Annotated in this window: 14 protein-coding genes; 5 read left to right on the forward strand and 9 right to left on the reverse strand. The window is 70.3% G+C overall.

Features of this window, described 5'->3' with window-relative positions; all coding sequences use genetic code 11:
• Nucleotides 1-4: 4 nt before the first annotated feature.
• The 9 genes from ABZS97_RS00910 to ABZS97_RS00950 all read right to left on the reverse strand — a co-directional run bounded on the left by ABZS97_RS00910 (nt 5) and on the right by ABZS97_RS00950 (nt 8,945).
• Nucleotides 5-1,393 carry a hypothetical protein gene (locus ABZS97_RS00910; RefSeq protein WP_356131815.1) on the reverse strand — a complete coding sequence of 463 codons (1,389 nt, stop codon included), beginning with the start codon at nt 1,391-1,393 and terminating at the stop codon, nt 5-7.
• Nucleotides 1,394-1,404: 11 nt separating this feature from the next.
• The gene (locus ABZS97_RS00915; RefSeq protein WP_356131818.1) at nt 1,405-2,532 is read right to left on the reverse strand and encodes a hypothetical protein; all 1,128 of its coding nucleotides are present in this window, start codon (nt 2,530-2,532) and stop codon (nt 1,405-1,407) included.
• Nucleotides 2,533-2,691: 159 nt separating this feature from the next.
• A complete protein-coding gene (locus ABZS97_RS00920; protein ID WP_356131820.1) occupies nt 2,692-3,816 on the reverse strand; it encodes a serine hydrolase domain-containing protein in 1,125 nt (374 codons plus the stop codon).
• A gap of 103 nt (nt 3,817-3,919) precedes the next feature.
• Entirely contained in the window at nt 3,920-4,528 is a 609-nt protein-coding gene (locus ABZS97_RS00925; protein ID WP_356131823.1) for a Uma2 family endonuclease, read from the reverse strand.
• 157 nt (nt 4,529-4,685) lie between these two features.
• Entirely contained in the window at nt 4,686-5,459 is a 774-nt protein-coding gene (locus ABZS97_RS00930; RefSeq protein ID WP_356131826.1) for a succinate dehydrogenase iron-sulfur subunit, read from the reverse strand.
• The gene (gene sdhA / locus ABZS97_RS00935; protein ID WP_356131829.1) at nt 5,459-7,216 is read right to left on the reverse strand and encodes a succinate dehydrogenase flavoprotein subunit; all 1,758 of its coding nucleotides are present in this window, start codon (nt 7,214-7,216) and stop codon (nt 5,459-5,461) included. Before sdhA ends, ABZS97_RS00930 begins: the two co-directional genes overlap by 1 nt.
• A gap of 22 nt (nt 7,217-7,238) precedes the next feature.
• Nucleotides 7,239-7,727 (reverse strand): succinate dehydrogenase hydrophobic membrane anchor subunit, encoded by a 489-nt coding sequence (locus tag ABZS97_RS00940; RefSeq protein ID WP_356131832.1) that lies wholly within the window; start codon nt 7,725-7,727, stop codon nt 7,239-7,241.
• Nucleotides 7,728-7,732: 5 nt separating this feature from the next.
• Entirely contained in the window at nt 7,733-8,113 is a 381-nt protein-coding gene (sdhC, locus tag ABZS97_RS00945) for a succinate dehydrogenase, cytochrome b556 subunit (RefSeq protein WP_356131835.1), read from the reverse strand.
• 190 nt (nt 8,114-8,303) lie between these two features.
• The gene (locus ABZS97_RS00950; protein WP_356131838.1) at nt 8,304-8,945 is read right to left on the reverse strand and encodes a 2-oxo-4-hydroxy-4-carboxy-5-ureidoimidazoline decarboxylase; all 642 of its coding nucleotides are present in this window, start codon (nt 8,943-8,945) and stop codon (nt 8,304-8,306) included.
• Between the two features lie 225 nt (nt 8,946-9,170).
• On the opposite strand from ABZS97_RS00950, the gene ABZS97_RS00955 reads away from it, so the two are divergent.
• The 5 genes from ABZS97_RS00955 to ABZS97_RS00975 all read left to right on the forward strand — a co-directional run bounded on the left by ABZS97_RS00955 (nt 9,171) and on the right by ABZS97_RS00975 (nt 13,462).
• Entirely contained in the window at nt 9,171-10,769 is a 1,599-nt protein-coding gene (locus ABZS97_RS00955; protein ID WP_356131987.1) for a glycoside hydrolase family 20 protein, read from the forward strand.
• 131 nt (nt 10,770-10,900) lie between these two features.
• The gene (locus ABZS97_RS00960; protein ID WP_356131841.1) at nt 10,901-11,665 is read left to right on the forward strand and encodes a DUF4328 domain-containing protein; all 765 of its coding nucleotides are present in this window, start codon (nt 10,901-10,903) and stop codon (nt 11,663-11,665) included.
• Between the two features lie 103 nt (nt 11,666-11,768).
• Nucleotides 11,769-12,275, forward strand: a complete 507-nt coding sequence (locus ABZS97_RS00965; RefSeq protein WP_356131844.1) for a hypothetical protein — start codon at nt 11,769-11,771, stop codon at nt 12,273-12,275.
• 86 nt (nt 12,276-12,361) lie between these two features.
• A complete protein-coding gene (locus ABZS97_RS00970) occupies nt 12,362-12,943 on the forward strand; it encodes a hypothetical protein (RefSeq protein ID WP_356131847.1) in 582 nt (193 codons plus the stop codon).
• A gap of 120 nt (nt 12,944-13,063) precedes the next feature.
• Complete coding sequence (locus ABZS97_RS00975) at nt 13,064-13,462, forward strand: hypothetical protein (RefSeq protein ID WP_356131850.1); 399 nt, start codon at nt 13,064-13,066, stop codon at nt 13,460-13,462.
• Nucleotides 13,463-13,582 lie beyond the last annotated feature (120 nt).

Genomic DNA, 13,582 nt, shown 5'->3' on the forward strand with positions numbered 1-13,582 from the left:
CTCCTCAACGGCTTTCGGATACGAATGCGGATGTGGAAATGGATGCGGATGCGGATGCGCAGCCGGGTGCGGATACGGCGGCTGCGGCGGCCGTAGGCAGCGGCGGCGCGGTGGCCGCGCACGCCGACAGGGTGCCGAGCGTGCTCGCGAGCGCCCAGTGGGCGATCAGCTCCCCGAGGAGCCGGCTCTCCTCCTCGGGCGTGATGAGCGCCGCGGCCCTGGCCTGCCCGAGGACCGCGAAGACGAGCGTGGGCGGCGCCGTGCGCAGCAGCTCGGGCTGCCGCATCCAGCGCCGGTGGCGCGCCGTCAGCAGTGCCGGCGTACGGCTGCCGCGGGGCATCAGATCGGCCAGCCGGGCGCCGCTCAGCGAGGGCGGACGGTGAGCCGCCAGCAGCCGGACGAAGCGCGGCATGGACCGTTCGAGCGCCCTGATCAGGTCCCGCACCTCAGGTGTGGCGCGGCGCGGCGGATAGAGCGAGGCCCACAGTTCGGCGAGCTGCCCCCACTGCGAATGCGGGTAGAGGGCCTCGCCCATGGCGCAGCTGAGCCGGACCCGGATGTACGGAAACGGATGCGGGTCGTCCAGCGGCGCCGGCGCGAGCACCAGCCTGCGCGGCAGGGACACCACCGCCATCAGGCCCAGCGTGCCGCCGATGCCGAGCTTCCCCACGGCGAAGAAGTCCGCCAGCACCTCGGAGAGCGTCAGCCCCCAGTACCGGAAGGCGGTCCGCTCGGCCTCGGTGCGGGCACCCCGCTCGATGTCGTACAGCACGGGCCGCAACGACTCCAACAGGCCGAGCTGCGCGACTGCTTGATGTCCGACCTCATGGGTCAGCGAGGAGCCGATGCCGTATCCGACCATGCGCTCGCGCGGAATCCGGATCAGCGCGACCGGGCTGCGGCCGCCGCCCGGGATCCGGGTGTGCACCCGGCGGATCGCGCCGCCGGGACCCCGGGCCAGGTAGCAGACGATGGGCGGCGGATCGGCGAGCGGCGTGCCCGGCGAGGTGAGCGCGTCGACCGCCGCCACGTCCAGCCCCGCGAGCAGCACGCCCACCTCGCGCTCACTGCGCTGGGTGACGGCTTCCTGGAAGAGGTCGAAGTGGGTCAGTACGGAGTTGAACTCCCAGCGCAGCAGGGAAAACTGGTGCTGCTGCCACTCGGGATCCCGGTCCCCGCCCGGCCCTTCGAGCCACTCCAGATACGCGCCGACCCGGCCCCGCAGTTTCGCCCGCCCCTCCATGAGGAAGCGCTCGATCGCGCTCTGGGCGGCGGGGGACGGTGCGGCGGCAGGCACCATGGTCTCGTGCAGCGCGAACGGCTTGACCCGGGCCAGCCGGGTCAGCAGTGCGCGGGCCTCGCCCTCGAGCAGCGCGGTGGCTGCCGGCCGCATGTCCACGGCGGTCAGGCCCCCATGATGACGATCTTGCGGCCCTGACGGACCCAACGGCCGGACCGGGCATGCCCGTTGTGATGCCCGCCCTCGTGCCCGCCGTGCCGCGCACCCTCACCGTGAGCGTGCGCCTCCTCGGCCCGCTCCCACCCGGCCTCTTCACCGAAGCCGCGCCGCTCTTCCTCACCGAAGCCGCGGTGCGCCTCTTCGCCGTAACCCCGGTGGGCCTCTTCGCCGAAGCCGCGCTCTTCCTCTTCGCCGTAGCGACGCCGGGCTTCTTCGCCGAAGCCGTGGTGCCTCTCTTCGCCGTACTCCCGACGACCCTCCTCCTCTTCCTCGCCCCGTTCCTCCTCCGCGTACTGTCCGGTCTCTTCGGCGTGAGCCCAGCCCCACTCCTCCTTGACCGGCGCACCCGATGCGCCGGCGGCGTCCGCCGGTGCCTGGCCGTCGACGTCCACAGGGATGGGCGCCGGCCAGTACCAGGGCGCCGGAACGGCGAACGCCCTGAAGCGGCGGGCGACCCCGGGGGCGTAACGGCGGGCCGCGGAATGGGCGGCCTGCTGGGCGAGGGCGCGCGGGGCGGTGCGGCGCGAGCCGTGGGCCGCGTTGCGGGCGGCGGCGCCGGACAGGGCGACGAAGCGCCGGGCGGCCTCGAACTCGTACTCCTCGTGGTCGAGTCCCTCGCCCTCCACCTCGAACAGGTTGCTCGCCCAGGAGCCGAGCTTGGAGCCGACGGCGGTGCCGAGCCCCGGGGCGATCGCCGTTCCGATGGCGCCTCCGATGCTCGGCAGGGCCTGCTTGGCGACGTTCTTCAGGATGCCGCCGAGCTGCTTGCCGACCGAGGAACGCAGAAACCCGCCGGCCTTCTTCGCGGCGGACTTCAGCCAGTTGCCGAGGAACTGCTCCAGCTCCTCCTCCGAGGTGACCCCCAACAGCTCTGTGGCCAGCTGGAGTTCCTCCTCCTCGCTGAACGGGCTCTCCAGCGACTCGGGCACCCGCTCCCCACGCCGCTCACCGCGCCGCGCCTCACGGTGCTCCTCGGCCCCGAACTCCTCTTCCTCCTCGTAGCGCTCCTCATGGCGCCCCTCGCCACGCTCTTCGTAGCGCTCCTCGTAATCCTCTTCTTCGTACGGCTGCATAGTGATCAGCCCCTCCCGGCCATGAGCCGACGCGACCTGTCCAGACCCAGGAACCAGGGCCTGAACAGCAACGTTGGCAGCGGGACGGGGGCGCGGTCTTTGGGGGCGGACCTGGGGATGACCCTGGGTTAGGGGGCCTGGGGTGCCTGGGCGCGAGGCTCAGAACGCCGCGTCGGCTATGCGCATGACGTACGGCAGCTCGGGGGTCCGGCCCGTCGGGTTGATCGAGTAGACCAGGACTCGGCGCAGGTCGCGGGTGGCGAAGACGCCGCTCGTGTAGCCGGGGTACGAGCCGCTCTTGCCCCAGACGACGGTGCCGTCCGGCAACGCCGTGCGCTGCAGGCCGCCGTAGCTGAACTGTTTGTCGCCGGTGACGCCGGTGGGCAGCGTGAAGAGTTCCCTCTGCTGGGCGGGCGGAAGCAGCCGCCCGCGGTACAGGGCCGTGAAGAACCGGCCCAGGTCGGGGGCGTTGGAGATCATGCCGCCTTCCGCCCAGGAGTACGGGCTCTGGACGCTCACGTCCTTCAGCTCGTCCGAGCCCTCCACCGCCACCAGTCCGCGGGTGTACGGCGCCGGTATCGACCAGTCGTCGAGCGCGGGCACCGAGGTGTCGCGCAGGCCCAGGGGGCGGAGTATGCGGGCGGTGACCTCATGACCGTACGAGTGGCCGCTCACCTTCTCCACGATCAGCCCGGCGATGAAGTAGTTGATGCCGTTGTACTGCGTGACCTTGCCGGGCTCCGTCGGCGTCCCGCAGGACAGGGCCGACCTGATCACCTCCAGTGGCGGGACGTCCTCCTTGGCACAGGTCGGTATCTGCAGCCCGCTGGTGTGGCTGAGCAACTGGCGGACGGTGATGGGGTGGTAGCCCGTGGGGAGAAGCCCCGGCAGCCACTGCTGCACCGTGTCGTCCAGGCTCAGCCGGTGTTCCGCGGCGAGTTGCAGCACCACCGTCGACGTGAAGATCTTCGTGATGCTGCCGATCCTGAAGTGCGCGTCGGGGGAGGGGACGGAGGGGCCCGCCGTTCCCGTCCATCGGCCGTCGCTCCCGCTCATGCGAATGAGCCCGCCCGTCACGTTCTCGTCGGGCAGGCCGGCGAGCGAGGCCCTTAACGCCTTCTCGTCCAGCCCTTGATGCCGTTGATTGCCTTGATTCCCTTGTGCCTCGCGGTGCACGGGCGCTGCGGCCGCCGCCGGAACGGCTCCCGCGGCCAGCAGAACAGCCAGCGCCCCGGCCGCCACCACGACCCCGCGATTTCCTCTACGCAACAGTGAGTTCGCCATGCCCACGAGTCTGCCGCCGCCCCGCCCGCAAGCCATCGGGAAGATCCCGGACCCACCCCTGACCCCCACCCCGACCCGCCCTCGGGGTCCGCGGCCGAGGGCCTCAGGGGCGCTTGGGCCGGCCGGCGTTGAGGATCCTGGTCACATCGACGGTGACCTTGGCGCCGATGGAGTCGGGGAGATTGACGAGTTCGCCGGGGGCGTGGATGTGGTGACTGCCGTATTCGCCCTTGTCCGGGTCCGTGAGCACGTGGAGGCGCTGGTGCTTGCGGTCGACGATGACGTACACGGGCACATGGGCACTGGCATAAGCGGCGACCTTGGTCCGCAGATCGGTCTGGTAGTTGCTGGACGTGACTTCCAGGACGAGGCGGAAGGCGATGGGGTCGTAGCAGTCGTTCTCGACCAGTTGCTCTTGGAAGTCGGCATCCACCAGCGTGAAGTCCGGGATGGCGTAGTCCTCGGTGCCGGTGGGCAGCCACAGCCCGATGCCCTGGAGCACCTGTGTCTCCGCTCCGTGCAATCCGGCTGCGAGGAAGGGGACCATGAGGTCGGTCAAGGCGCTGGCGTGGGCATCGTCCGGCGGCGGGGACACGAGGATCTGGCCTCCGATGATCTCGACGCGGTTGCCCGGGAGGCGATCCATGATGCGGTTCGCCTCCGCGATCAGCGGACGGTCGTCGTGGGGCCGCTCGACGGATGCTGCGGACATCACGTGCCTCCTGTGGGCTGGTGTCGAGAGCATCATCGTAGGCCGGGCGAGCCGGCCGTGGCCCGTTCGCAGCACGTCACCCGATCGTGCCCCGGCACGCCCGTGGGCCCCGCTTCCACCAGGAAACGGGGCCCACGGCGACGTACAGCAATAACCGTCAGAAGCGCCGAGTGATCAGCGCCTTCTTCACCTCGGCGATCGCCTTCGTGACCTCGATACCGCGCGGGCAGGCGTCCGTGCAGTTGAACGTCGTCCGGCAGCGCCAGACGCCGTCCTTGTCGTTCAGGATCTCCAGACGCTGCTCACCGGCCTCGTCACGCGAGTCGAAGATGAAGCGGTGGGCGTTCACGATGGCGGCCGGGCCGAAGTACTGGCCGTCGTTCCAGAACACCGGGCAGGACGAGGTGCAGGCGGCGCAGAGGATGCACTTCGTCGTGTCGTCGAAGCGCTCGCGGTCCTCGGCCGTCTGGAGACGCTCGCGCGTCGGCTCGTTCGTGTCCTTCGTGATGAGGAAGGGCATCACGTCGCGGTACGCCTGGAAGAACGGGTCCATGTCCACGACCAGGTCCTTCAGGACCGTGAGGCCCTTGATGGGCTCAACCGTGATGGGCTTCTCAGGGTTGATGTCCTTGATCAGCGTCTTGCAGGCGAGGCGGTTCTTGCCGTTGATCCGCATGGCGTCCGAGCCGCAGATGCCGTGCGCGCAGGAGCGGCGGAAGGTCAGCGAACCGTCCAGGTCCCACTTGATCTTGTGGAGGGCGTCGAGGACGCGCTCCTTCGGGTCGATCTCCAGCTGGAAGTCTTCCCAGGCCGCCTCCGCCGAGACTTCGGAGTTGAAGCGGCGGACGCGGAAGGTGACCGTGATGTACGGCGAGTCGGCGAAGCCCGCCTCGGGCTTGGCGTCTTCCTTGTCGAGAGTCGGGGTAGCCATCAGTACTTACGCTCCATCGGCTGGTAGCGGGTCTGGACGACCGGCTTGTAGTCGAGACGGATCGACTCGGTGCCGTCGTCGCCGACCTCGCGGTACGCCATGGTGTGGCGCATGAAGTTGACGTCGTCGCGGTTCGGGTAGTCCTCGCGGTAGTGACCGCCGCGCGACTCCTTGCGGGCCAGCGCCGACACCGCCATGACCTCGGCGAGGTCGAGGAGGTTGCCGAGCTCGATGGCCTCAAGAAGGTCGGTGTTGAACCGCTTGCCCTTGTCCTGGACCGAGACGTTCTTGTAGCGCTCGCGCAGCTCCGCGATCTTCTCGACCGCCGTCTTGATCGTCTGCTCGGTGCGGAACACCATCACGTTGGCGTCCATGCACTCCTGCAGCTCCAGGCGGATCGCGGCGACCCGCTCGGTGCCCGTCGAGCTGCGCAGGCGCTCGACCTGCGTGACGACCTGAGACGCCGGGTCCTCGGGCAGCTCGACGTGCGAGGAGACCGTGGCCGAGTACTCGGCCGCCGCGATACCCGCACGCTTGCCGAACACGTTGATGTCGAGGAGTGAGTTCGTGCCGAGACGGTTCGCGCCGTGCACCGACACGCACGCGACCTCGCCGGCCGCGTACAGGCCCGGGACGACGGTCGTGTTGTCGCTCAGCACCTCACCCGCGACGTTCGTCGGGATGCCGCCCATCGCGTAGTGCGCGGTGGGCTGGATCGGGATCGGGTCCGTGTAGGGCTCGATGCCGAGGTACGTGCGCGCGAACTCCGTGATGTCGGGCAGCTTGGCGTCCAGCTGCTCCGGCGGGAGGTGCGTGAGGTCGAGGTAGACGTGGTCGCCCTCGGGACCGCAGCCACGGCCCTCACGGATCTCCGTGTAGATGGAGCGCGAGACGACGTCACGGGACGCGAGGTCCTTCATGACGGGCGCGTACTTCTCCATGAAGCGCTCGCCGTCCTTGTTGCGGAGGATGCCGCCCTCACCGCGGGCGCCCTCCGTCAGCAGGATGCCCATGCGCCAGATGCCGGTCGGGTGGAACTGGAAGAACTCCATGTCCTCCAGCGGCAGCCCGCGACGGTAGACCGCCGCCTGACCGTCACCCGTCAGCGTGTGCGCGTTCGACGTCACCTTGAAGAACTTGCCGGTGCCGCCGGACGCGTAGATCACGGCCTTCGCCTGGAAAACGTGGATCTCGCCGGTCGCCAGTTCGTACGCGACGACGCCCGCCGAGTGCTTGACGCCGTCGACCTCGACGATCAGCTGGTCGAGGACGTAGAACTCGTTGAAGAACTCCACGCCCTCCTTCACGCAGTTCTGGTAGAGCGTCTGGAGGATCATGTGGCCGGTGCGGTCGGCCGCGTAGCAGGAGCGACGGACGGGCGCCTCACCGTGGTTACGGGAGTGGCCGCCGAATCGCCGCTGGTCGATCGTCCCGTTGGGCGTGCGGTTGAACGGCAGGCCCATCTTCTCCAGGTCGAGGACCGAGTCGATGGCCTCCTTCGCCAGGATCTCGGCGGCGTCCTGGTCGACCAGGTAGTCGCCGCCCTTGACCGTGTCGAAGGTGTGCCACTCCCAGTTGTCCTCCTCCACGTTGGCGAGCGCGGCGGCCATGCCGCCCTGCGCCGCGCCCGTGTGGGAGCGGGTGGGGTAGAGCTTCGTGAGCACGGCGGTGCGGCTGCGCTTCGTCGCCTCGATGGCGGCGCGCATGCCCGCGCCACCGGCGCCGACGATGACGGTGTCGTACTTGTGGATCTTCATGGTGTTTGCCTCAGCCCCGTGCCTAGCGGATGTTCGGGTCGAAGGTGAAGATCACCAGCGTGCCCAGCAGGATCGTGAACACCGTGGCGGTGTAGAGCAGGCCCTTCAGCCACAGGCGTGTGTTCGCGCGCTCCGCGTAGTCGTTGATGACCGTGCGCAGGCCGTTGGCGCCGTGCAGCATCGCGAGCCACAGCATGGCCAGGTCCCAGACCTGCCACCAGGGGGACGCCCAGCGGCCGGCCACGAAGGCGAAGCCGATCTTGGAGACGCCGCCGTCCAGCACGAGCTGGATCAACAGGTGGCCGAGGACCAGGACGACCAGCACGACGCCCGACAGGCGCATGAAGAGCCAGCCGTACATCTCGAAGTTGCCGCGGGTCGACTTGGGGGTCTTCTTGGTCCGCATGCGCGGGGCCTCGATGAGCGGCGCCGGGTTGTCGACGTCGTACGCCGAAACTCCTGCGCCCTCGACGGGTCCGATCCCGGAGGCGGCGGTTTCAGTGGTGGACATCTGTGTCAGCTCCCGAAGACTTCGCGGAATGCGTGACCGAGGACGGGGTAGAGGGCCCCGGCCATCAGCACGACCCAGATACCGACGACGGACCAGAGCAGCTGCTTCTGGTAGCGCGGGCCCTTGGACCAGAAGTCGACGGCGATGACACGCAGGCCGTTGAGCGCGTGGAAGAGGATCGCGGCGACGAGGCCGTATTCCAGCAGCGCGACGATCGGCGTCTTGTACGTGGCTACGACCTTGTCGTAGTCCTCGGGGGAGACACGCACGAGAGCGGTGTCCAGCACGTGTACGAACAGGAAGAAGAAGATGAGGACGCCGGTGACTCGATGAGCCACCCAGGACCACATTCCTTCCCGGCCGCGGTACAGCGTTCCAGCCGGCACGGAAGAACCCTCCGGGAGCGGGGATTGGGGCCTGCCGGCTTCGATGTCGGTCGGGCCCGGCCGGGTACGGTCCACCGGCCCTGGCCATCGTAGCGACGACTTGTCGGAACGCTTACGGGGGCCCTGCCTCTGTGATCAAACAGGCACGCGTACGGGCTAGGGGCGGCGGCATCTGGGATGGGGTGTCCCGTTATCTTCCGGGCGCGGCGCCGCTGCGGCCGGCCGTGCCCCGCGGCGGAGCGGCGTGACGCGACAGCTCGGTGCTCCCGTACAGGTGGGCCAGTCGCCCCTTTGCCAGACGGCGCAGCTCCTCCGCCGCGACGATCCGCTCCTCCTCGGGATCGTTCGTCAGCCGTGACCGGATGCCCGCCAGGACGTGGTCCAGCGTTTCCTCCGGCGGCGTGTCACCCAAATAGATGACGAACGCATGCCCGAAACGTGCCTCGTATGCCGCATGGGCCGCGTTCAGGGCCATGTGGGCCGCCCCGTACGCGTCCTTCGGCAGCGACGGCAGCGACTCCCCGGCCAGCGCCTCCGCGAGGTCGCCCGGGGTCAGGTCGTAGGCCGCCTCGTCGGCCGCGGCGAGGAGGGCGTCCAGGTCGGGGTAGGGGCGGTGGTCGGCGAGGCGGTGGGCCCAGCGCAGGCTGCGAAGGCAGGTGAGGAGGGCGCGCTCGGCGGCTTCGGCGGACGCGGAGTTGAACGGCTCCAGGCGGGCCGGGGACGGCGCGGCGCCCTTCTGCTCGGGTAGTGCGACCTGGCCGGGGAGGCGTGGGAAACGGTGCGAAGGCAGCGTGGATCCTCGGCGGTGAAAGGGGGCTGAAACGGGCGACATGCGTGGACGCCACGTGTGGGTCGGCAGGGGAAGGTGTGAGAGATGTGCCCTCACGTTATCCAGGAGGGTCAGCAGCTGTCCGACGGATGCCCGAATTTCACCCGCACGGGAGAGTTTCGGAACGTGTGGTGGACGCATGAAGTGGTCGTCGGGTCATAGGTTGGCGCGGTGAGCGAGCGCAGGCGCCGAGCACGGGCGCGACAGAGCCGAGTACGCACGGGCGGGATCCTCGTCGCCGCCGGAGTCGCCGTGGCGGGCGCCGCGGCCGCGGTCACCGTGAGCCTGTGGCCGACCGGCGACAGCAGCGGGCCCGCGGCGCATCGGCCCTCGGACGCCGGATCCGCGACGGCGTCCCACCCCTCCGCCCGCACCAACGCCCCCAGCCCGTCCCCGACCCGCAGCTACCCCCTGTCCGCGACACCCCGCACGATCCCCGCCGTACGCGAGCACACTCCGGCGCGCGGACCGGGCTGGCGTCCGGCGCGCGGCGGCCGGGTCGTGATCGACGACGAGGAGCTCGCCGACGAGGGCCGGCTGCTCGCCGGGGAGATCGGGCTCACGTACGCCGGGCAGAAGGACGCCCGGGCGGGGGATGTCGAGCTGGGTCTCGACGGCGCCCGCACCGGCACGGAGTCGTACACCCTCACCGTCAAGAACCGCAGGGTCACCATCACCGCCCCGGCCGAGGCGGGCGTCTTCTACGGCACGCGCACCCTCAAGCAGGAGGTCCACGGCGGCGGTACGGCGCCCGAGGGTGTCGTCCACGACCGGCCGGCCAAGCCGCGGCGCGGGCTCATGCTCGACATCGCGCGCAAGCCCTACACGGCGGCCTGGATCGAGGACCGGGTGCGCGAGCTGGGCGACCTGAAGTTCAACGAGCTGGGCCTGCACTTCTCCGACGACCAGGGCTTCCGCATCGAGTCCGACAAGCACCCCGAGGTGGTGTCGCGGCAGCACCTCACCAAGGCCGAGGTCCGCCGGATCCTCGCGCTCGCCGCGAGCCGGCACATCACCGTCGTCCCCGAGATCGACTCGCCCGGCCACCTGGGCGCCGTGATCGCCGCGCACCCCGACCTCCAACTGCGCAGCGCGAGCGGTGGCGCCACGCGCGGCACCCTCGACATCTCCAAGCCGGGGGCGGCGAGGATCGTCGACGAGCTGCTGAACGAGTACGCCGGTCTGTTCCCCGGCGCGTACTGGCATCTCGGCGGCGACGAGTACCAGGCGCTGACCGTGTCGAACCCGGCGGCGTCGTATCCGCAGCTGGCCGCCGCGGCACGCAGCCGGTACGGCTCGGGCGCCGGGATCGCCGACCTCGCGACCGGCTGGCTCAACGACCGCGCCGACGTGGTGCACGGGCACGACCGGACGCCGCGGGCCTGGAACGACGGGTTCTTCCGCGGCGGCGTGGTGCGGCCGGAGGGCGACATCGAGGTCGCGTACTGGACGGGCAAGGAGATCGGCGCCCGGCAGCCCGTCGAGTATCTGAGCGCGGGGCGCAAGCTGCTCAACTACAACGACGAGTACCTCTATTACGTACTCGGCCAGCCGCAGACCTTCGTCTACCCGGCCGGGGAGCGCATCTACGAGCAGTGGACCCCGCGCGTCCTGCGCGGCAGTACGCCGGTCGCGGGGAAGTACGACCCGCAGATCCTCGGCGGCACCTTCGCGGTCTGGGGCGACTTCCCGAACGCGCAGACGCAGGACCAGGTCGCGGCCGGCATCCGGATGCCGCTGCGCGCCACGGTCCAGAAGCTGTGGAACCCGACCAAACCGGCGCTGTCCTGGGCGGACTTCAGGAAGCTGGCGGACCGGCTGGGCTGAGAACGCTTCCAGAACGCTTCCGAGTGGACGTGCGGGGCTGCTGAACCGTATGTTCCGCCTGTCGCGCGTGAGGTTCTGGGGAGAACTCGTGTCCGGCGTTCATCGACCGACACCTCGGGGGGCGTTCCACCATGATCTGTGCGCGCTGTCAGCAATTCGGCGCGATACCGGGCGGCAGCCTGTGCGAGCGGTGCGCCCCACCGGCGACCGTGCAGTATCCGCCGCTGGACGCCGGGCAAGCGGCCTGGCTGCGCTCACCGGTCGGGCTCGGCAAGGCCGTGGCCGTACTGCTCGGCGTGGTCGCCGCCGCCGACCTCTTCGCGGTTTGGGTGGACATCGACAGGTACGGCGTGATGGCCAAGGTCCTCGACGGGGAGGTCGGTGCGGCCGTCCGGCGAGAGGCCTCCCGTTCGGACACGCTGTCCTCCGCGGCCGGTATCGCGCAGACGTCCGCCCTGATCGCGACCATCGTCGTCTTCCTCTTCTGGTTCCAGCGGACGCGGGTGAACGCCGAGGTGTTCAACCCCTTCGAGCACCGCATGAAGCGCGGCTGGACCTGCTGGAGCTGGTTCGTGCCGGTCGTGAACCTGTGGTTCCCGCGCCGGATCATGGTGGACATCTGGGACGCGAGCAGCCCGGCGGGCACGCGCAGTTCGCACGGGCTCGTCAACGCCTGGTGGACGCTGTGGATCGTCTCGCTGCTCGCGGACCGGGCCTCCTTCACCGTGAACCGCAACGCCGAGACGGCTCAGGAGATCCAGGACGCCACCCTCCAGACGATGTTCGCGGATGTCGCCGACATCGCGGCCGCCGTCCTCGCCGTCCTCGTCGTGCTGCGCCTGACCAGGATGCAGAACGAGAAGGCGCAGCACGGCCCGGTGTCGGTCGGCGTCTGACGGCCAAAACGTCCCCATCTCTGGCGTACTTGCGTAACCCTGTGGTGTATTCGCCCCGAGCCGGACCGTTACGACCGGACCGATCCACCGGGGGGAGCCGGACATGGGCTACTGGGGGTACTACGTGGTCGGCAGAAGCGAGCGGCCGCTGGCCGAACTCGTGGTGCCGGCAGGGGCGCGCGGCATGGCCCTGCGGTCGACGGGCCCCGACGGCTGGCAGGTGTGGGAGTACCCGGGCGGCGGTGACGGCGGCGTCGGGAGCATGAACGCGCTCGCCCGGGAGACCGGCGCGCCCGCGCTCTTCGGGTACGTCATGGACAGCGACTGCGTGGCCGTCGAGGCGGCCGCGCCGGACAGCGGCGTCTGGACGACCTGTCTGGCCCGTGACGCGATGGCCGGCCACCTCGACGGGAACGAGGAGGGGCTGAGCGTCGACGACTGCTTCCTGGAGCCGCGCGACGCCGCCGAACGCGCCGTCGCCTGGGCCGCGGAGGCCGGGCACACCGTCGCCCCCGAGCCATTGCTCGACGTACTGACCGCCGATGCCGACCTGTTGGCCGAAAACCTCTTCTTTCGCCTACTCGACCGACTCGGTGTCGTACCGCTGTGACACTCAGGTACCGTCGCACGCAGTAAGGGGAAGTGCGGGCTCCGTACGGAAGAGGCGCCCTGTAGAGGGGCTTCGAGGGAGGCGTGATGAGCCTGGTGGAACTGATCGCTCAGGCCGACGAACGTGGTCTGGCAGCGAGCGGTTTGGCTTGTTTGGATCGGTGCGTGCCGCTGCTGGGCGGCGACGACGAGATCCTGCGGCCCCTGTGGGCGAGCCTCGTGGACGGGGACGCGTGGGGTGAACGGCTCGCCAAGGCCCGCGCGGACCTCGGCGAACCGGACGCCGAAGGCCCGGCTGCCGACGCGGGCCCCGACGCCTCTCCTGAGGGCGCCGCCGCATTGCTCGCCCGCCGGATGCTCGCCGCCGTCCCCGCGGAGCCCTCCGCCGCCGAACTGCGCACCTGGGCCGACGCCTGCTCCGTCGCCGCACTCCAGATACACCGGCTCCTCGACGCCTCCGACGACGGCACGTCCTCGGTCGCGGCCCGCCGTGAAGGCCGTACGGAGGGCATGTCGCCGCTCGTCGCCGCCGAACTGCGCCGCCAGGTCACCATCCTGGAAGTGCTCGCGGGCCACGGCGCGGGCGGCGTGCGCCACGCGCGCGACGTCTCGACGGAAGGCCGGCGCGTGCTGCGGGCGGTCGTCTCGCGCCGGGCGCGCCGGGCCTAAACCTGCGGTGGCGAGGGGTTCCTGTGACCGTCCCGCGGTGGCGCGTGGGGGTCCTGGGCCGGTGTCGCGGACGGGCCCGGAACGCGTGACGAATCCCGCCCCCGCCACGCTCTTCGGAGTGTGACTGCACAGCAAGCAACCAGGCCCCACGCTGCGACGAAGCCCATGCGATGGGCGGCGGACGCGGTCGCGACGATGCGCGAGGGCGCGCGGCTGCGCCTCGACTACTCCGAGCAGAGTCTGTGGCGCGTCGACCGGATGATCGAGGAGATACGCCGGGAGGGGGCGCCGTACGCCGCCGTCGAGGCGGTGCTGCGCGGATTCGGGGCGTACGCCGGTGAGGTCATCGCCCGGCGCACCGGCGCCGAGTGGTGGGAGACGGGCGGTGACCACTGGCTGCGCACGCCGGACGGGCGCCTGTGGGACCCGGTCGACGAGGCCCGCCGCTGCTACGCGGGCAACGGCTCGCTGCGGCTGCTGTGCCGGGACGCCACGACTGGATCCGGATTTCCGGAATAGGTACGCGAGCGTTCCCAAAGGTGGGTTCCGGCGGGACCATGGGGGAAGTGCAACCGCCGTATCCGGGAGACCCCATGGCAGCCAACCGCCGTTGGGTCGGAGGGGGAGTGGCTGGGAGTC

The sequence above is a fragment of the Streptomyces sp. NPDC005485 genome (assembly GCF_040606085.1).
Lineage (GTDB): Bacteria > Actinomycetota > Actinomycetes > Streptomycetales > Streptomycetaceae > Streptomyces.